Genomic DNA, 17,690 nt, shown 5'->3' with positions numbered 1-17,690 from the left:
ACAACAAAAAAGCCGGATCGTTGCCGACCCGGCTTCCTTATGCATGTGACTTGAAGATTATTCGGCGCTGTCTTCAGCAGCCTTCTTCTTTGGAGCAGCCTTCTTCTTCGGAGCCGGTGCGTCCTCAGAGCCGGCCTCAGCAGCCTCGTCCTTGGCGGCAGCCTTCTTCTTCGGAGCGGCCTTCTTCTTGGCCGGCTTGTCGGAGGCTTCAGCGCCTTCCTCATCCTCGGCCAGAAGCTCTTCCTTGGAGACCTTCTTGTCGGTCACGTCGATTTCGGACAACAGCTTGTCGACAACCTTCTCTTCGAAGATCGGGGCACGCAGCGACGCAGACGCGCCCGGCGTGTTGCGGAAGTAATCCAGGATTTCCTTCTGCTGGCCCGGGAACTGCTGCAGCTGGGCGAAGAGCGCACGCTGCATTTCTTCCTCGGTTACCTCGACGCCACCCTTCTCGCCGATCTCGGACAGAACGAGTCCAAGGCGAACGCGACGCTCAGCGAGCTTGCGATACTCCTCGCGCGCTTCTTCCTCGGTCGTGTCTTCGTCGGCAAAGGTCTTGCCCGACTGAGCGAGATCCGTGTTGATCTGGCGCCAGATGTTTTCGAACTCGGCGTCAACCAGGCCCTGCGGCGTGTCGAACTTGTACATCTCGTCGAGCTGATCGAGGATCTGGCGCTTCACCTTCTGACGGGTGACATTGCCGTACTGTCCCTCGATCTGACCGCGGACGATCTCCTTCAGCTTGTCGAGCGACTCGATGCCCATCTTAGTGGCGAGTTCGTCGTTCATCTCAAGCTCGGCCGGAGCGGCAACTTCCTTGACGGTTACGTCGAAGGTCGCTTCCTTGCCAGCGAGATTAGCGGCCGGATAGTCAGCGGGGAAGGTGACGGTGATGGTCTTCTCGTCGCCCGCCTTGACGCCGACCAACTGGTCTTCGAAGCCGGGGATGAAGCGGCCGGAGCCGAGCACCAGTTCTGCGTCTTCCGCGGTGCCGCCGTCGAAAGCTTCTCCGTCGACCTTGCCGAGGTAGTTCATCGTGACGCGGTCGCCGTCGGCAGCCTTGCCCTTCTTGGTCTCGTACGTGCGCGCGTTTTCGGCGATCTTGAGGATCTGCTCGTTGACCTCGTCTTCGGAGACCTCGACCACTTCGCGAACGACCTTCAGTCCCTCGGTGGACTTCAGCTCGATCGGCGGGATCACTTCATAGGCGAGCGTGAACTCGAAATCCGCCTGCGCCGCGAGGATCTTTTCCGCCTCGGCCTCGTCTTCCGTCATCGTGATAGACGGCTGCGTCGCAGACTTCTCGCCGCGTTCGGACAGGATCTTGGTCGGACGGTCGCGTACGATCTCGTTGACGACCTCAGCCATAATCGACTTGCCGTACATCTTCTTCAGATGTGACATCGGCACCTTGCCGGGGCGGAAACCGTTGATGCGGACCTTGTCCTTGGCGTCGGCCAGGCGCTCATTCATCTGAGCTTCCATGTCCTTGGCCGGGATGACAACCTTGATTTCGCGCTTCAGCCCTTCAGCGAGCGTTTCGGTAACCTGCATTTTCAAACCTTCATATCGTGGCGGCGGTGCTCAGACAGCCGTTGGTTTTCGATGAGCACGACGCCGGAACCTTAAGTGACCGGCCGCGACTTCTGGAACGCTGATCTCTAGCCGGTGAAGGCTCCCGATCCTGCTCCGGCGGCTCTGGTGCGGGTAGAGAGACTTGAACTCCCACGCCTTGCGGCACCAGAACCTAAATCTGGCGTGTCTACCAATTTCACCATACCCGCGCTCCAGCCGCGCAATCCCCGCAAGGGGCTTCGGAGCGCGCGTCTCTATATCACCCGTTTTTTCTGGCGCAAAGGGAAAATGAAGGCTCGGCGACGCCCGCGCGGGAGCAAGCGCGCAGGGACAGCAACGCGCCGCAGCCTCAATTAAGCGTTCATTTACCATTCTTGCATAAGAATAAACTTAAACATCGCGAGGAACAAACTGGTTGGCGTCTTGTTCGTGATGCGATTCGAGATCGGTCCTGGGCTCCTCCCACATCAGGACCGAGAAGAGCCGACGACCTCCTCCCCTTGCGTCGGTCTCACCAAATGACGCCTGCCGGTCCCCTCCCCGGCAGGCGTTGTTGTTTGCTCTCAGCCCGGCCAAGCGCGCAATCCTTAATCAATCGTTGACGCCCATGGCCGCGTCGCGATGCGCGGAATGCATAGGTGGCATACGACATTGGCTCTGTTACCATTTCGCAGCGCAGCATAAATTAAACCCATTGAATTCGATGCGGCGCTACGGGGCACCAAGGACGCGAACCGAAGGGGTATGACCATGAACATCGCACGCAAGCTCAACAACTGGCGCAAGTACCGCGAAACGGTAACCGAACTGCATCGCATGAGTGATCGTGAACTCCACGACCTCGGCATCGGCCGCAGCGACATCCGTCGCGTTGCACGGACCGCCGTCGGCTTCTGATCGCCGACAGATCACTCTTGAAGAAACGCTCGCTTCGCGGGCGTTTTTTTATATCCGCATCTCAGCGAACGAGTTGCCGGGTTTTGCGGCAACGCCTGCTTCTTCATCAACCATCTGCACAAACGCATGGCAGTCGCATGTTTTTTGCACTGCACATTGTTATTATCCACGCGTATAACTCCAGCGTTGCCGGTTTCGAGGACCGGCCCGAACGTTTGAGGACACTACGATGAACCCGCTTCGCCTTGCCAAGAACTGGCTCAGCTATCGCCGCACGGTCAACGAGCTTGGCAGCCTGTCGACACAGGCTCTCAATGACATCGGCCTGACGCGCTACGACATTCGTCACGTTGCGTCGCGCTCCTTCCGCTAATCCGCTTTAGGCGGCCGGCGTCGGAACAAGCGACATGCTCATAGGGCACCCTCTCGGGTGCCTTTTTCATTCCGGTTTGCGGGCCGGCGTGTTAAGAGCGCCGCATGACCGACAGACATAACCCCATTCACATCATCGGCGGCGGACTCGCAGGCTCGGAAGCTGCCTGGCAAGTCGCGAATGCAGGCGTGCCCGTGATCCTTCACGAGATGCGCGGCGTGCGCGGCACGGATGCTCACAAGACAGACGGGCTCGCAGAGCTTGTGTGCTCCAACTCCTTCCGCTCCGACGACGCAACCTCCAATGCGGTTGGCGTCATCCATGCCGAAATGCGGCTCGCAAACTCCCTGATCATGGCCTGCGCGGACCGCAATCAGGTGCCGGCAGGTGGTGCATTGGCTGTCGATCGAGATGGCTTTTCCGATGCAGTGACACAGGCGATCGAAGCTCATCCGCTGATCAGCGTGGTTCGTGAGGAACTGGAGGGCCTACCGCCAACGGAATGGGACCTGGCGATCATCGCCACCGGCCCCCTCACCTCGCCTGCGCTTGCCGCGGCGATACAGGCGGAAACCGGTGAAGACTCCCTTGCCTTCTTCGACGCGATCGCGCCCATCGTCTATCGCGAGTCCATCAACATGGATATTTGCTGGTATCAGTCGCGCTACGACAAGGTCGGGCCCGGCGGCACCGGCAAGGACTACATCAACTGCCCTATGGACGAGGCGCAGTACAACGCGTTCATCGACGCGCTCGCCGCTGCCGACACGACGGGCTTCAAGGAATGGGAAGGCACGCCCTATTTTGACGGTTGCCTCCCGATCGAGGTGATGGCGGAGCGGGGCCGGGAAACCCTACGACACGGACCGATGAAGCCCATGGGGCTTACCAATGCCCATAACCCCACCGTCAAGCCCTACGCAGTCGTACAGCTTCGCCAGGACAACGCGCTCGGCACGCTCTACAACATGGTGGGCTTCCAGACCAAGCTGAAGTACGGAGCTCAGGCGGAGGTATTCCGGATGATTCCGGGGCTTGAGAATGCGGAGTTCGCGCGCCTCGGCGGATTGCACCGCAATACCTACATCAATTCCCCAACACTGCTCGACAGGACCTTGACGCTGAAGAGCCGACCGGGTCTGCGCTTTGCAGGCCAGGTGACGGGCTGCGAAGGCTACGTCGAAAGTGCTGCCATCGGCCTGCTGGCAGGCCGATTTGCGGTGGCCGAGCGCAAGCGTCAGGCCTTGCTGCCACCACCCCCGACGACAGCCCTCGGCTCACTGCTCGGCCATATCACCGGCGGGCACCTGGTGTCCGATGACGAACCTGGCAAGCGCTCTTTCCAGCCGATGAACATCAATTTCGGCTTGTTTCCTGATCTGGAGCCGGGCTCCATCACCAAACCCGAAGGCGTCAAGCGCTTCCGCGGGAAAGACAAGGCGATCATGAAGAAGCAGCTCATGGCCGCCAGAGCTTTGCGGGACTGCGCAACCTGGCTGGGGTTGGGTGAAAGCGCCGATCAGGCGGATCGGCCGGCTACGTCCTTGTCGGCCGCCGCCAGGTAGTTTCCCAGAAGCCAGAGCGAGACCTCGGCGGCGTCGGCTTCGGTCTTGAAGATGAAGTCGCCGTTGCTGTCGGGGACGTCGAGGAACTCCGCGGAAAATCCCTTCGAATCCGGGAGGGCATTCACCCGTACACGGCCCGGCTCGATCAGATGGCAGCTGTAGTGCCTGCTATGGCTACGCATAATCCCCGTCTTGTCGTCATGGAGACGCAGGAATACAGCCTTGCCGTCAGCGGTCGGATGCAGCTCACGGATGGCTTCATTGGGGAAGGCTTTGCCGAAGTGCAGGATTGCAAAGCCAAGATCTTCCATTCCCCCATCGTCGTGGTCCCGCGATCTCGCCATGCGGGTTGCGTAGAGGGCCAGAAGGAAGATCAGGCCGAACAAGATGGACCAGGTGATGACGGGGCTCACGGCGTGTTCTCCGCGTTCGATATAGGACGGTCACAACCGTAAGTGCGCAGGCTTGCGCGGAGATGGGCGCGGCTCAGAAGCGCTGAAGAAGCTGCGCCCGTACCAACCGGATCTGCCGGCGCCACTGCGGTTGCTGGAGGTCTTTATGGAGAACCGCTGCTCCTTCCCGTAGCGCTCGCCGCAAAACCTGCTCCGCCAGGGAAACGGGAAGGAAAGCAGGAAACAACGCCTTGGAAACCGAGCCCGCGGATCGGGCCTTCGCCAGATGCTCGATCCCTAGCCCTGCAAACGCTTCGATCGCTGCTGAAATGCGGGAGGTGTCGTCGCCCGCAAGGAAAGCGCCACGATCAAGCCCTGTTGCGGAAAGGATATCCAATGGAAGGTAAAGCTGCCCTCGACGCCGATGCAGCGGCATGAGCAGGATGAGGCCTGCAATCGCCTGGGCCACGCCTGCGTGTCCTGCCGCCTCAGCCGAGGCAGCGGCATCCTGCGCCGACAGCACGAGGCTGGAAAGCTGAATCAAGGCAGATGCCGTTTCTCCGGCATATCCTTCGAGCGCATTGCGATTGGCGATCGGATCATCATAAAGGTCCCCGATACGCGCATCGATCATCGCCAGCAGCGTTTGGCGCGGGAGGCGATAGCGTTCCACGGTCGACAGAAGGGCGGCCGCGACGGGATTACCTCCGGTGTCGCCCCGCGCCTCACCCTCCAGAAGGTCGCGCCACCATTGCAGGCGGATCTCGCCCGGAAGTGGCTCGCGCACCATGTCGCGAACCCGGGCAAGCTCGGCGTTGAAGGCATAGAGTGCCGCCAGAGCCGGCCGCTCCTCCGCGGGAGAAAGCAGGCAAGCGAGGTAGCGGTCGCGGTCTGTCTCACGAAGGGTCGCCAGCACTCCATCGTGAACGTCGGCCACAGGCTTCAAACCGCAATCAGCGCGGCAGCCACCGCGCGTGATTCAGACAACATGACGTTGTAGGTTCTCACGGCAGCTCCGGTGCTCATCGGATCCGATGCAATTCCCCGCGCCTTCAGCGCTGCCTTGACGGCCTGCGGCAGGGGGCGGATCTCCGGTCCTGTCCCGACCAACAGAACCTCGATCGCCTCGGCCTCCTCCAGAACCATGGCCAGTGCTTCAACCGTCACAGCGTCGCCCTCGGCGAGGGCCCAGCCATGGATCCCCGAAGGAAGGCAAAGCAGGGAGCCACGGTGGGACATTTCGGCGAAGCGGAAGCCCCCATTGCCATAGGCATCAATTGGAGCCCGCCCAGGGAAATGGGCATCCCGTATCTCGATTCCCTTCGGCATATCCTCAGTGCCTCATTTGTCGGTTGCAGAACTGAGTACACCGGCGATCCCGCCGTGCCTTCTCAGGATTTGACGGCAGGAGCGTCGGTCTTGACTGGCTCGCCCTTGACCCGAACTTCCGCTACATAGGCGCGCAGGGCCCGAACCTTGACGCCTTCGGCGATCTCGACTTCCACTTCCGTGTCGTCGATCACTTTCGTCACCTTGCCGCTGATGCCACCACCGAGAACGACGTTGTCGCCACGGCGGATGTTGGACAGCATCTCCTGGCGCTTCTTCATCTGATTGCGCTGCGGTCGGATAAGAAAGAAGTACCAGACCACCATCAGCGGCGCGAACAGGAAAAGCATTTCGAGGCCGCTGCCGAATGCAGAGGGTGCGGCGCCTTCGGCCTGGGCAAATGCTTCAGTGATGAACATAGAAAAACTCCTCGAGTGTCAGGAGCTTCCGAGCCCCTTTTTGCAAGTGGCCGGACTATAGTTGCGACGCTTGCGATTGCAACAAAAAGGAGGCTTCGCATCGTACCGAAACGGCATCGCCGAGACTTTTGCATGACAGAGCCGCATGCTACGCGGTTTTTCGGTGCGCTTGCGCAGCGCGAGACTGCGGATCAAATGGAGACAACGGCATGGTGCAAGAGCTGGACGATCGGTTGCTGGTCGAGCTGAGGCGCCTGGCCGACGCCTTGGAGCGGATTGCAGGCCCGCCGCCTGTTGTCACGGACTGGAAGTCTTCCGACTGCTTCGTTTGGCTTCCTGCAAGTCTGCATCTCCAGCCAGTCCCAAAGCCGAACCGCGTTGCGCTCTCGCTGATCCGGGGCGTCGATCATGTCCGCGACATCCTGCACGAGAACACACTGCGTTTCGCCGAAGGCTTCCCGGCGAACAACGTGCTCCTCTGGGGCGCCCGCGGCATGGGCAAGTCCTCCCTGGTCAAGGCGGTGCACGAAGACGTCCGCTCCTCCACCGGCTCGAGCCTGAAACTCGTGGAGGTGCATCGCGAGGACATAGCCTCCCTCCCCGCGCTGCTCGACATTCTAAAAGCGTCCGCCTTCCGGGTCATCGTCTTCTGTGACGACCTTTCCTTCGATCATGACGACACGGCCTATAAGTCGCTGAAGGCCGCGCTCGACGGCGGCATCGAGGGGCGGCCTGAGAATGTGCTCTTCTACGCCACGTCCAACCGGAGGCATCTCCTGCCGCGGCACATGATGGAGAACGAACAGTCGACAGCGATCAATCCGTCGGAGGCCGTGGAGGAGAAGGTCTCGCTTTCCGACCGCTTCGGTCTCTGGCTCGGTTTCCACAAGTGCAGCCAGGAGGATTACCTCGCGATGATTGATGGCTATGTCAGCCATTTCGCCTTGCCGATCGGAGCCGATGCCCTGCATCATGAAGCGCTGGAATGGGCGACAACACGCGGCGGTCGCTCGGGCCGCGTCGCCTGGCAATATATTCAAGATCTCGCGGGCCGCCTACGCGTGCAACTGGAGCACAGATGACGAAAAGCCCGGACGAGCCGGGCTTTCCTAACTTCCTGGTACGCAGTACTTACTCCAGGAAAGTGATCGGGTTGACCGGGGTGGCGTCCTTGCGCACCTCAAAGTGGACCTGCGGGCGTTTTGCATCGCCGCTCATGCCGGACGTCGCGATGGTCTGACCGCGGGTGACCTTCTGGCCCCGCGAAACATTGAGACCATTGGCATGGCCGTAGACGGTAACCTTGCCGTCGTCGTGGCGAACAAGCACGGTGTTGCCGAGCTGCTTCAGGCCGTTGCCCGCATAGATGACAACGCCGTTCTCGGCGGCCTTGATCGGCGTCCCTTCCGGAACGGATATGTTGATACCGTCGTTGCGGCTACCTTCGACATTCTGGCCGAACCCAGCGATAACAGCACCGTTCACGGGCCAGCGATATTTACCAATGCCGGTCGACTGCGGCGCGGGCGCACCATCATCCGACTTGAGCGAGGCCTCGGAGATCGAGGCAGTTTCGATCGGCTTTACCGGAGCGGAAGCTTCGGGCGCTGCTTGTGCCTTTACGGCAGGCGCCGATGGCGTTTGCGCGGCAGTTACCTGGGACTGCGGCTGCTCATTCTTCGGCGGGACCGAAGCTGTTTGAACCGGATCGGCAGCCAGAGGCGCTGCGGATGGCGAAAGGTTCAGCACTTGACCGATTCGAATGTTTTCCGATGACAGGCCGTTTGCGGCCTTCAGTTGATCGACCGTGATCCCATTGGCGCGTGCGATCTTCGTCAGCGTGTCTCCGGGCTTGACCGTATACGTGCCGCCGCCGGCCGGCGGCGTGATCTTTGCAGGTTCGGCCAGGCCCTTGTCGCGTGCAGAACCCGGCAGCACCGCAACCTTCTGCTCCTGCGGCTGAACCGGTGCGGGCGCCTTGTCCTGCAGGTCGATCTGCCCCGCAGCGGCCTTGGCCGAATTGCTCGCCGTGCCGAACGTCGGGATCACAACCGACTGTCCAACAATCAGCGTGCCACCGTTCGCCTTGAGGATTTCCTTCTCCGGCACGCCGTAACGCTTCGAGAGCGTCGCGGCATTTTCACCGGGCTTCAACGTCACGCTCGGAGCATTAACCGTGGACCAGCCGCTGGACGTTCTGATGGTTCCGGTGGTGAGATTGTCCGATGAAGCTGCGGGCGCACGGTCTTGAGAGCTCGGAAACGGCTGCGCCATCGCCTGCTGACGGTTGCCGGCGTCTTCTCCGCTGGCCGGCGCAGATGCACCCGGAGGAGCGAGTTCAACCCGCTGAACCGCGGCCGGCGCTGCCGCAGAGCGCGCAGTCGAGGCGACGGAGCCGTAGCCGCCATCGTTGGCGGGATAGGCAGCAGGCATCGGCTGACCGCCGTAACCTCCCGCGGATTGCATACTGCCGCTTGCGACCTCACCGCGTGGCGTCGGAGCAGGGCCATAGGCTCCCCCGCCCTGACGCTGCGGGATCGAAGCAGTCGTCAGCGAATCAGTGTCCGAAAACAACCCGGAGAAGCGGGTAGCGTCCGAACTGCAGCCGGTAGCAGTACTTGCGAGAAAGGCCGCAGCAGCGATGCGCAGCATTGATTTGCGGGAAACAGATGTACTCAATTGACGCATGACTCGACCTACCGTGACGCAACCATCGTGTGAGATGATTAAACCGCGTTAGTCTTACTGGGCCGTTAAGGCGTCAGGGTCGAACTTGATTTTTTGCTAAATTGGTAACCATGCCGCGATGCTGCGTGACCTGCGTCAAAGAGCTGCCGCAATGTGAGGGACGAGCGGCAGGTATGGAACGGGGAAAAGATCCTCGCGCTCAAAGCGGCTTCCGGTCTTGCTGAGACGCACCATCAGACACGTCCCGTCTTCGAGCATCAAAGGTGCGATCATCGTGCCGCCGGAGACCAGTTGCTCCGCGTAAAAGCGCGGCATGGCGGTGAAGGCGCCGGTGACGAGGATACGGTCGAACGTCCCCTCGCCTGGCATGCCGTTGATGCCGTCCGCCTGGCGCACCACCACGTTGCGCATGCTGAGCTTGTCCAGCCGTGCTTGGGCCCCCGCCACCAACGTGCGGTAGCGGTCGATGGTGAGCACACGTTCGGCAAGGCGACCGAGGACAGCACTGGTGAAACCGCTTCCGGTCCCGATCTCCAGGACCCTATGACCCGGCTTGACCTGAAGCCGGCTGAGAAGCCGGACTGCAAGGTCGGCGCCCTCCATGAAGGCGCCGCAGTCGATGGGGATGGTGCGGCTGGAATAGGCGCTTTCGGCGGCGGAAGCGGGTGCGAAAAGCGAGCGCGGCGTCTGCTCGACGGCCGTCAGGAGGTCTAGATCGGAAATCCCCTCCGCTCGCAGGCGCAGCACAAGGGCAGCAAACCCTTCCTTCTCGACCATGCCGGCCTTCAATCCGCTACTCCGAATCCAAGTGCATTCGCCACCCGATCCTGCACCGAATAGTCCGTCAGATCCAGCTTCAGCGGCGTCACCGAGATCTTGTTGTGCTTGAGCGCATGGATGTCGGTCCCGTCGCGGAAATGGCCGAGGCGCTCGCCGAAGCGGAGCCAATAGTACGGGATACCGCGACCGTCGCGGCGCGCATCAATCGTGAGGCCAAAGTCGAGTTTGCCCTGCGACGTCACCTGAACGCCCTGAACATCCTTCGGCTCGCACTTCGGGAAATTCAGGTTGAGGAAGGTGCCGTCTGGAAATTCCACCTTGCTGAGCTTGCGGATGAGATCAGGTGCGTAGGTTTCCGCCACTTCCCACGGCACGAGCTTGCCGCCCTCGCCATCGTAGTTGTAGGCTTGGCTCAGCGCGAAGGAACGTATCCCCTGCAGCGTTCCCTCGATGGCGCCGGCGATCGTCCCCGAATAGGTGACGTCGTCTGCCATGTTGGCGCCGGCGTTGACGCCGGAGAGAATGAGATCCGGCCTCTCCGGCATGACTTCCCGAACGCCCATGATGACGCAGTCGGTCGGCGTGCCGCGAAGGGCGAAGTGTTTGTCGGCGACCTTGCGCAGCCGCAACGGCTCCGAGAGCGTCAGTGAGTGCGCCAGGCCGCTTTGATCCGTCTCGGGCGCGACAATCCAGACGTCGTCGGAAAGCTGGCGCGCGATCCGCTCGAGCGCTGCAAGCCCTTCGGCATGAATCCCATCGTCATTGGTAAGCAGGATCCGCATCAGGCGGACCGTTCGATCTTGGTGAGGCCACCCATGTACGGCAGGAGAACCTCCGGGACTGTGATCGAGCCGTCCTCGTTCAGATAGTTTTCCATCACCGCGATCAGGCAGCGGCCGACGGCCGTTCCCGACCCGTTCAGCGTGTGGACGAATCTCAGCCCCTTTTCGTCCTTGGTCCGATACCGCGCATTCATGCGCCGTCCCTGGAAGTCGCCGCAGACCGAGCAGGAGGAGATTTCCCGGTAAGTGTTCTGGCCGGGAAGCCAGACTTCAATGTCGTAGGTCTTGCGAGCGCCGAAGCCCATGTCGCCGGTGCAAAGCGTCACGGTGCGGAAATGAAGGCCGAGCCGCTTCAGAATCGTCTCAGCACATTCCGTCATCCGCTCATGCTCGGCAACCGAGCTTTCGGCATCGGTGATCGAAACCAGTTCGCATTTCCAGAACTGATGCTGGCGCAACATCCCGCGGGTATCGCGACCGGCCGAGCCGGCCTCCGACCGGAACGAGGGTGTCAAAGCGGTGAAGCGCAGCGGCAGCTTTTCCTGCTCCAGCGTTTCGGCAGAAACGAGGTTCGTCAGCGTTACTTCGGCTGTGGGGATAAGCCAGCGACCGTCTGTCGTTTTGAACAGGTCTTCAGCAAACTTGGGTAGTTGCCCCGTGCCGTACATCGCCTCGTCGCGCACCATCAGTGGCGAAGAGACCTCGGTGTAGCCATGCTCCATCGTGTGCGTGTCGAGCATGTACTGGCCAAGCGCACGCTCCAGCCGCGCCAGTGGGCCCGTAAGCACCGTGAAGCGTGCACCCGAGAGCTTGGCCGCACGCTCGAAATCCATGTGGCCAAGCGCTTCGCCGATCTCGAAATGCTCCTTGGCAGGGTGGTTCCAGCCCGGCTTCTGTCCGACCACGTGTTTGATCACGTTGTCGCTCTCGTCGCGCCCCACCGGAACGTCATCGAACGGGATATTGGGCACGCGCGAGAGCATATCATCAAGCGCCGCAACCGCCTCGCGCTCCTCCTGCTCCGCGACAGGCATCAAATCCTTGATCTCGGAGACTTCGGCCTTCAGTTTCTCCGCAAGCTCCGTATTCTTCTGCGCCATCGCAGCGCCGATCTCCTTGGAGGCGGCGTTTCGGCGCGACTGCATGTCCTGGAGCTTCTGGATAACCGTGCGACGAGTGTCGTCAAGCGCGATCAGAGTGGCGGCCATGGGCTGGCCGCCGCGCGTCTTCAGCGCTTCGTCGAGAATGTCCGGATTGTCGCGAATCCACTTGATATCGAGCATCGTTCCTAGCCTTTCGAGCGGAACGCCACCTTCGCAACCCAGGCAGGAAGGCCTAGGCCTCGTCTGTTCCGGAAAGGTCCGACGCGAGGGTTTCGGTAACTGCCTCCTCAGCGCGTTTACGCTCGACGAGTCGGGCGGCGTAGATGGAAATCTCGTAGAGAAGGATAGTCGGCAGCGCAAGGCCGATCTGGGACAGCGGGTCGGGTGGCGTCAGGACTGCCGCAACAACGAAGGCGATCACGATCGCGAACTTCCGCTTTTCTCGCAGCCATTCGCTTGTGAGCAAGCCTACGCGCGCGAGAAGCGTGGTCACCACCGGAAGCTGGAAGACGAGGCCGAAGGAAAGAACCAGCGTCATGATGAGGCTGAGATACTCCGACACGCGCGGCAGGAGCGAGATTGCCATCTCCCCCTCTTCGGGAGCCTGCTGCATGGCGAGGAAGAACCACATCACCATCGGCGTGAAGAAGAAATAGACAAGCGCTGCGCCCAGCAGGAACAGGATCGGCGAGGCGATCAGGAATGGAAGGAACGCAGCGCGCTCGTTCTTGTAAAGGCCGGGTGCAACGAATTTGTAGATCTGCGACGCGATCACCGGAAAAGCGATTACAAGCGCGCCGAACATGGCCACCTTCACCTGCGTAAAGAAGAACTCCTGCGGGGCAGTGTAGATGAGTTCCGACTTCGAGACATCCATGTCTGCCCACAGCACCGCCCATCGGTACGGAACCACGAGAAAGTTGAAAAGATCCTTGGCAAAGAAGAAGCAGACGATAAAGGCAAGGAAGAAAGCACCAAGCGCCCAGATCAGGCGCCGGCGAAGCTCGATCAAGTGCTCGATAAGCGGCTGCGGCTTGTCGTCCAGATCACCGCTCATGCTTCATCCTTTGGAGTGTCGACGGTCTTTTCGGCCTGCTTACGCGAAGCGGGCTTCCGAGCTTCGGCGACCGGCGCCTTGCTGGCGGAAGCGCGGGGCCGCTTTGGCTTTGCACCCTCGACGGCAGCCTGCGCCTCGCCGGCGACAGCAGCCTTCGGCGCCGGCTTCTTGCGGGCGGGTTTAGAAGCAGCAGCACCTGCGACAGGTGCCGGTTGGCTGACCACAGGCGGTGTTGCGGGGAGCGCCATCGTTGGCTCCGGGACCGCGACGGGCGCCGGCTGCTCGGCGGGGATAACACCCTCCACGGCCTTCTGTGCTTCAACATCCTGCTTTTCGATGCGGGTGGATTTCTCCAGATCGCTCCGGATCTCATTGCCCATTTGGCGCAGCGGGTTTACCGCATCGCGCAGCGCATTCGTCGGGTTGAGCTTCTGCACGTCGGAGATCGTCTTGCGGACCTCGTCCATCTCCGACTCACGCAACGCCTCATCGAACTGAGATCGAAATTCGCCTGCCATCTTGCGCAGGTTGCCGGTCATTCGCCCGAAGGCGCGCAACATTGGTGGCAGATCCTTCGGCCCGACCACTACGATAAGAACGATCCCAAGCACGAAGAGCTCGGTCCAGCCGATGTCAAGCATTCAAGAAGGCTCCTGCAACCCGGTCGGAACAGTTAGGTCCGGGTCGTTTCCTTGGTGTCTTCGGGCTTGTGGTCGACGGTCTTGGTCGTTTCAGGAGTATCGTCCTCGCTGATGCCCTTCTTGAAGCTCTTGATGCCCTTGGCGACGTCGCCCATCAATTCCGGAATCTTGCCGCGGCCAAAAAGCACGAGCACGATGACCAGAACAATCAGCCAATGCCAAACACTGAAGGAACCCATAACTCCAACTCCTATCTTCGGATGCGTCCGATGTATGATGTTTGAACACCTTTTTCAAACACCAAAATGTCCTGCGGCTGCACGGTCACGGTGACTTCCGTGAGGCCAGGGGGCAGCAGATCCGCCCTCACCCGAGCCCGAACCGGCTCCTCGCGTTCCGGTACTGCAAGATCCAGCATTTCCACCACGCCGAGGAAGCGCCGCGAGCGTATCCTCGCCTGCATTGCGCCGCCATGTGGCATAACGCGCACATCCGAAAGGCGCACGGCAATGGAGACGGTCGTGCCGTCGGCCAGCCCGGGCGCCGGTGTCATGCCGACGGGCGTTTCGACCGCGCCCTGCCGGACCACACCTTCAAACTCGTTGATCTCGGAAAAGAAGCCGGCGGCGAACAGATCGCGCGGCTGGCGATATAGCTCATCTGCCCTGCCGACCTGGACGAGCCGGCCGTCGCGAAGCAGCGCGATGCGGTCTGCCATGCGCATCGCCTCTTCTGCATCATGAGTAACGACGATGGCGGTGGCGCGGCTTTCGCGCAGGATGGACAGCGTGTCGGCCCGCACTGCGTCCTTCAGCCTGGAGTCGAGACCAGAGAAGGGCTCATCCATGAGCAGCACGCCCGGGCGCGGCGCCAGCGCCCGCGCCAGCGCCACTCGCTGCTGCTCCCCTCCCGAAAGCACATGTGGATATGTTTCGGCATAGTGAACCAGCCCCACCCGCTCGAGTGCAGCCAGTGCCGCGGCGACGGCATCCTTCTTCGGGAGTGCCGTCAAACCGAAGCGGACATTGTCGAGCACCGACATATGCGGAAAAAGCGCGAAATCCTGGAACATCAGGCCGATGCCGCGCCTTTCCGGTGGGAGAAAGGCGTTGGGCCCTGCAGCCTCGCGCCCATCGATCAACACTCGACCGCGACTTTGGACTTCGATACCCGCCGCGATCCGCAGGAGGGTCGTCTTGCCCGAGCCGGAAGGACCCAGCAGGCAGAGCACCTCGCCCGGCTGAGCGGTCAGGGATATGCCGTGGATCGTCTCCTTGCCGTGGTAGCTGTGGTGGATTTCTTCGAACGCCAACTGAGATGCGAAGGACACACCCGTGGTGCGCCGCGTTCTCTCGATCGGTGGTGTGGTTGATAACGTCATGACGTGCCCGAAGCCGGGCCCCTGCACGGCCCTCGAAAAGATGACGTCATTCCTCTTCTTCACCGCCCGGTGTCAAGAGGCCAAGCTCCTCCAGGTCCATTTGGGTAATCGGATCCTCGTCCTCCTGCAGATCGTCCGACGTTCCGGGAAGCGGTACATGGAAGTTCGGCGGGATGCGTCCGGAGAGAAGTCCTGCACCCTTCAGTTCCTCCAAGCCGGGGAGATCGCGTAGTTCCTCCAGCCCAAAATGATCGAGAAATTCCGGCGTCGTTCCCATGGTGACTGGGCGGCCGGGCGTCCTGCGCCGACCGCGAAAGCGCACCCAGCCCGCCTCCATCAGTACATCCAAGGTCCCCTTGGAGGTCTGGACGCCGCGGATCTCTTCGATCTCTGCTCGCGTGACCGGCTGGTGATACGCAATGATGGCGAGCACTTCGAGCGCTGCGCGCGACAGCTTCCGAGGCTCGTTATCATCCTTGCGGATGACGAAGGAAAGATCGGCTGCCGTCCGAAACGCCCAGCGGTCTCCGGTGCGGATGAGATTGACCCCGCGCCCAGCATACAACTGTGAGAGATTCTCCATCAGGGTCCCGATATCCACCCCGCGTGGCAGCCGCTCGGCGAGAAAGGCTTCTGAGACGGGCTCGGCAGAGGCGAACACCAAGGCTTCAGCAATCCGCTCCGCCTCAGCCAATTCGAAGCTTTCCGGCAGCGCCGAGGCCTCCGCGTCAGACGGCCGTTCCTCAGAAGGTGTCAACGACTGCCTCCCGAGCCGACCCTGGCTTGGCGCCGCCGCGCATGTAGATCGGTTGAAACGCACCGTCCTGGCGTATCTCCAACTTGCCTTCGCGAACAAGTTCGAGCGAAGCCGCAAAAGCGCTGGCCGTTGCCGTCACCCTATCCGCCGGCGGCAGGTATTCCAGCAGGTAGTGCTGCAGGGCGGTCCAATCGGTGATCTCGCCAAGCATTCGGGTCAACAACTCGCGGGCGTCGGAGAGCGACCAGACCTTCCGCTTCTCGATCGTGACCTGCGTCACGGCTTGGCGCTGGCGCAGGTTAGCGTAAGCGGAAAGAAGATCGTAGAGGCTCGCATCGAAGGCCGATTGCACACGATGGGGGATATGCTCCGGTGCCCCGCGAACAAAGACGTCGCGGCCGAGCCGGTTACGATGGATCAGACCGCTCGCCGCCTCCCGCATCGCCTCGAGCCGCTTCAGCCGAAAGGCGAGTGTCGCCGCCATCTCCTCGCCGGTCGGGCCGTCATCCCCCTTGACCTGCTGGGGGATCAGGAGCTTTGATTTGAGAAAGGCGAGCCAGGCCGCCATAACGAGGTAATCGGCAGCCAGTTCGATGCGCACCCGGCGCGCGCTCTCCACGAACTGCAGATATTGCTCGGCAAGCGCCAGCACCGATATCTTCGCAAGATCCACCTTCTGGGAACGCGCCAGATGGAGGAGAAGGTCAAGCGGTCCTTCGAAGCCGCCGACGTCGATTACAAGGGCCGGTTCATCCATTGCCCGCTCCGGCGTGTCCTGCCAGAGCTGGTCCATCGGAATGGCGCCTTTTGCAATGTGTCCTGCCATTCCCACCTCATGCGTCAGATCAGGAGCTGGCGAGAAGTGACCGGAACTCCTGGCGAAGATCGTCTTCTTTCACGCCGTCCACTACGCCGAACGCCGCCTCGACCCGGATCGCGCGACGGAGCGCTTCGCCCTGCAGCGGCAGCGCTCCCCGGGCCACTGCCTTCATTTCTTCCATCACGCCGTTGCAATGCAAGATCATATCGCAACCGCCCCCAGCTATTCGCCGCGCGCGCTCCCCAATAGTGCCTTTCAAGGCGTTCATGGACGCGTCGTCCGACATCAGCAGGCCATCAAAGCCGATGTGCCCACGGATGACCTCCTCGATCACCCGGCGCGACGTCGTCGCCGGCTGATCGGGATCTATCGCGGTGAAGACGATGTGGGCACTCATAGCCATGAGTTCGTCTCTCAGCGCCCGGAACGGCACGAAGTCATGCGCCTCCAGTTCCTCGCGGCTGGCGGTGACGACCGGCAGGTCATGATGGGAGTCTGCCATACCGCGCCCATGTCCCGGTATGTGCTTCATGACCGGCAGCACGCCGCCTGCCTTCAGCCCGTCGGAGGCAGCCTGGCCCATGGCCGCCACGGTTTCAGGATCGAAGCCATAGGCACGGTCGCCAATCACATTATTGGCGCCTTTCACAGGCACGTCGAGCACCGGCAGGCAGTCTACATTAATGCCGAGCTTCAGGAGATCGAAGGCGTGCAGCCTCGACATCAGCCAGGCAGCCCTCAGGCCCTGCTCCCGATCCGCGCGAAACAGAGCGCCAAGTTCGGCAGGGGAAGGATATTTCTCCGCGATCGGCGGCCGGATGCGCTGAACGCGCCCCCCTTCCTGGTCGATCAGCACCGGAGCCTCGGGGCGATCCACGGCCTCGCGCATGGAGGCGACGAGATCGGTGATCTGCGCCGGCTCTTGGATGTTTCGGGCGAACAGGATGAAGCCCCATGGGCGCTCATCTCGATAAAGGGCGATTTCGTCGGCCGTGAGAACCGCGCCGCTTGCCCCAAGGATCATGGCTTTTGATTCGGACATGCCGGCATGATAGGCGCGACACGCTGTAAAGGCGATGCGTTCTCGTCGGAAACGAAAACGGGGCCTTCCGGCCCCGCTTCAGTTTTCGT

20 protein-coding genes and 1 tRNA gene are annotated in these 17,690 nt (G+C 61.5%); 4 read left to right on the top strand and 17 right to left on the bottom strand.

The genetic code is table 11. The features are described from left to right. Positions 1-57 precede the first annotated feature (57 nt). Complete coding sequence (tig, locus tag LXM96_RS18035; RefSeq protein WP_239999952.1) at positions 58-1,554, bottom strand: trigger factor; 1,497 nt, start codon at positions 1,552-1,554, stop codon at positions 58-60. A 145-nt stretch (positions 1,555-1,699) separates the two neighbouring features. Then, positions 1,700-1,784, bottom strand: a tRNA-Leu gene (locus LXM96_RS18030). Positions 1,785-2,325: 541 nt separating this feature from the next. Here LXM96_RS18030 and LXM96_RS18025 point away from each other — a divergent pair. The 3 genes from LXM96_RS18025 to trmFO all read left to right on the top strand — a co-directional run bounded on the left by LXM96_RS18025 (position 2,326) and on the right by trmFO (position 4,410). Beyond that, positions 2,326-2,472, top strand: coding sequence for a DUF1127 domain-containing protein (locus LXM96_RS18025; protein WP_239999951.1), 147 nt, complete (start codon positions 2,326-2,328; stop codon positions 2,470-2,472). Positions 2,473-2,701: 229 nt separating this feature from the next. Beyond that, entirely contained in the window at positions 2,702-2,845 is a 144-nt protein-coding gene (locus LXM96_RS18020) for a DUF1127 domain-containing protein (RefSeq protein ID WP_239999950.1), read from the top strand. A gap of 104 nt (positions 2,846-2,949) precedes the next feature. Next, on the top strand, positions 2,950-4,410 hold the full coding sequence (gene trmFO, locus LXM96_RS18015) for a methylenetetrahydrofolate--tRNA-(uracil(54)-C(5))-methyltransferase (FADH(2)-oxidizing) TrmFO (protein WP_239999949.1): 1,461 nt from the start codon (positions 2,950-2,952) through the stop codon (positions 4,408-4,410). On the opposite strand, the gene LXM96_RS18010 is transcribed toward trmFO, so the two are convergent. From LXM96_RS18010 to yajC, 4 genes are all read right to left on the bottom strand, one after another. Then, positions 4,365-4,754: a hypothetical protein gene (locus tag LXM96_RS18010; protein ID WP_240000011.1), complete on the bottom strand. Its 390-nt coding sequence runs from the start codon at positions 4,752-4,754 to the stop codon at positions 4,365-4,367. The genes trmFO and LXM96_RS18010 overlap by 46 nt on opposite strands. Before the next feature lie 142 nt (positions 4,755-4,896). Beyond that, positions 4,897-5,739, bottom strand: a complete 843-nt coding sequence (locus LXM96_RS18005; protein ID WP_239999948.1) for a phytoene/squalene synthase family protein — start codon at positions 5,737-5,739, stop codon at positions 4,897-4,899. 5 nt (positions 5,740-5,744) lie between these two features. Continuing rightward, positions 5,745-6,131 carry an Mth938-like domain-containing protein gene (locus LXM96_RS18000; RefSeq protein ID WP_239999947.1) on the bottom strand — a complete coding sequence of 129 codons (387 nt, stop codon included), beginning with the start codon at positions 6,129-6,131 and terminating at the stop codon, positions 5,745-5,747. A 62-nt stretch (positions 6,132-6,193) separates the two neighbouring features. Then, positions 6,194-6,550 carry a preprotein translocase subunit YajC gene (gene yajC, locus LXM96_RS17995; RefSeq protein ID WP_239999946.1) on the bottom strand — a complete coding sequence of 119 codons (357 nt, stop codon included), beginning with the start codon at positions 6,548-6,550 and terminating at the stop codon, positions 6,194-6,196. 209 nt (positions 6,551-6,759) lie between these two features. Here yajC and LXM96_RS17990 point away from each other — a divergent pair, with 209 nt between their 5' ends. Beyond that, positions 6,760-7,632 (top strand): ATP-binding protein, encoded by an 873-nt coding sequence (locus tag LXM96_RS17990; protein ID WP_239999945.1) that lies wholly within the window; start codon positions 6,760-6,762, stop codon positions 7,630-7,632. Between the two features lie 49 nt (positions 7,633-7,681). Here the strand turns inward: LXM96_RS17990 and LXM96_RS17985 are convergent, their stop codons facing one another. The 11 genes from LXM96_RS17985 to nagZ form a co-directional block, all read right to left on the bottom strand. Beyond that, positions 7,682-9,238 carry a peptidoglycan DD-metalloendopeptidase family protein gene (locus LXM96_RS17985; protein ID WP_239999944.1) on the bottom strand — a complete coding sequence of 519 codons (1,557 nt, stop codon included), beginning with the start codon at positions 9,236-9,238 and terminating at the stop codon, positions 7,682-7,684. A gap of 135 nt (positions 9,239-9,373) precedes the next feature. Continuing rightward, positions 9,374-10,015 (bottom strand): protein-L-isoaspartate(D-aspartate) O-methyltransferase, encoded by a 642-nt coding sequence (locus LXM96_RS17980; RefSeq protein ID WP_394801997.1) that lies wholly within the window; start codon positions 10,013-10,015, stop codon positions 9,374-9,376. Positions 10,016-10,023: 8 nt separating this feature from the next. Beyond that, entirely contained in the window at positions 10,024-10,800 is a 777-nt protein-coding gene (surE, locus tag LXM96_RS17975) for a 5'/3'-nucleotidase SurE (RefSeq protein ID WP_239999942.1), read from the bottom strand. Continuing rightward, a complete protein-coding gene (gene serS, locus LXM96_RS17970; RefSeq protein WP_239999941.1) occupies positions 10,800-12,083 on the bottom strand; it encodes a serine--tRNA ligase in 1,284 nt (427 codons plus the stop codon). The genes surE and serS overlap by 1 nt, the downstream gene beginning before the upstream one ends. 52 nt (positions 12,084-12,135) lie before the next feature. Continuing rightward, on the bottom strand, positions 12,136-12,960 hold the full coding sequence (gene tatC / locus LXM96_RS17965; RefSeq protein ID WP_239999940.1) for a twin-arginine translocase subunit TatC: 825 nt from the start codon (positions 12,958-12,960) through the stop codon (positions 12,136-12,138). After that, entirely contained in the window at positions 12,957-13,601 is a 645-nt protein-coding gene (gene tatB / locus LXM96_RS17960; protein ID WP_239999939.1) for a Sec-independent protein translocase protein TatB, read from the bottom strand. The genes tatC and tatB overlap by 4 nt, the downstream gene beginning before the upstream one ends. Positions 13,602-13,633: 32 nt before the next feature. After that, positions 13,634-13,840 (bottom strand): twin-arginine translocase TatA/TatE family subunit, encoded by a 207-nt coding sequence (locus LXM96_RS17955; RefSeq protein ID WP_239999938.1) that lies wholly within the window; start codon positions 13,838-13,840, stop codon positions 13,634-13,636. Between the two features lie 11 nt (positions 13,841-13,851). Then, on the bottom strand, positions 13,852-14,982 hold the full coding sequence (locus LXM96_RS17950; protein ID WP_239999937.1) for an ABC transporter ATP-binding protein: 1,131 nt from the start codon (positions 14,980-14,982) through the stop codon (positions 13,852-13,854). Between the two features lie 46 nt (positions 14,983-15,028). Next, positions 15,029-15,739 carry an SMC-Scp complex subunit ScpB gene (gene scpB, locus LXM96_RS17945; protein ID WP_239999936.1) on the bottom strand — a complete coding sequence of 237 codons (711 nt, stop codon included), beginning with the start codon at positions 15,737-15,739 and terminating at the stop codon, positions 15,029-15,031. After that, positions 15,726-16,565 carry a segregation and condensation protein A gene (locus LXM96_RS17940; protein ID WP_239999935.1) on the bottom strand — a complete coding sequence of 280 codons (840 nt, stop codon included), beginning with the start codon at positions 16,563-16,565 and terminating at the stop codon, positions 15,726-15,728. Before LXM96_RS17940 ends, scpB begins: the two co-directional genes overlap by 14 nt. Before the next feature lie 19 nt (positions 16,566-16,584). Then, on the bottom strand, positions 16,585-17,601 hold the full coding sequence (nagZ, locus tag LXM96_RS17935; protein WP_239999934.1) for a beta-N-acetylhexosaminidase: 1,017 nt from the start codon (positions 17,599-17,601) through the stop codon (positions 16,585-16,587). Positions 17,602-17,690 lie beyond the last annotated feature (89 nt).

The organism is Rhizobium halophilum (genome assembly GCF_021648825.1).
GTDB classification, from domain to species: Bacteria; Pseudomonadota; Alphaproteobacteria; order Rhizobiales; family Rhizobiaceae; genus Neorhizobium; species Neorhizobium halophilum.
This window is presented reverse-complemented; position numbering and strand designations above follow the sequence as displayed.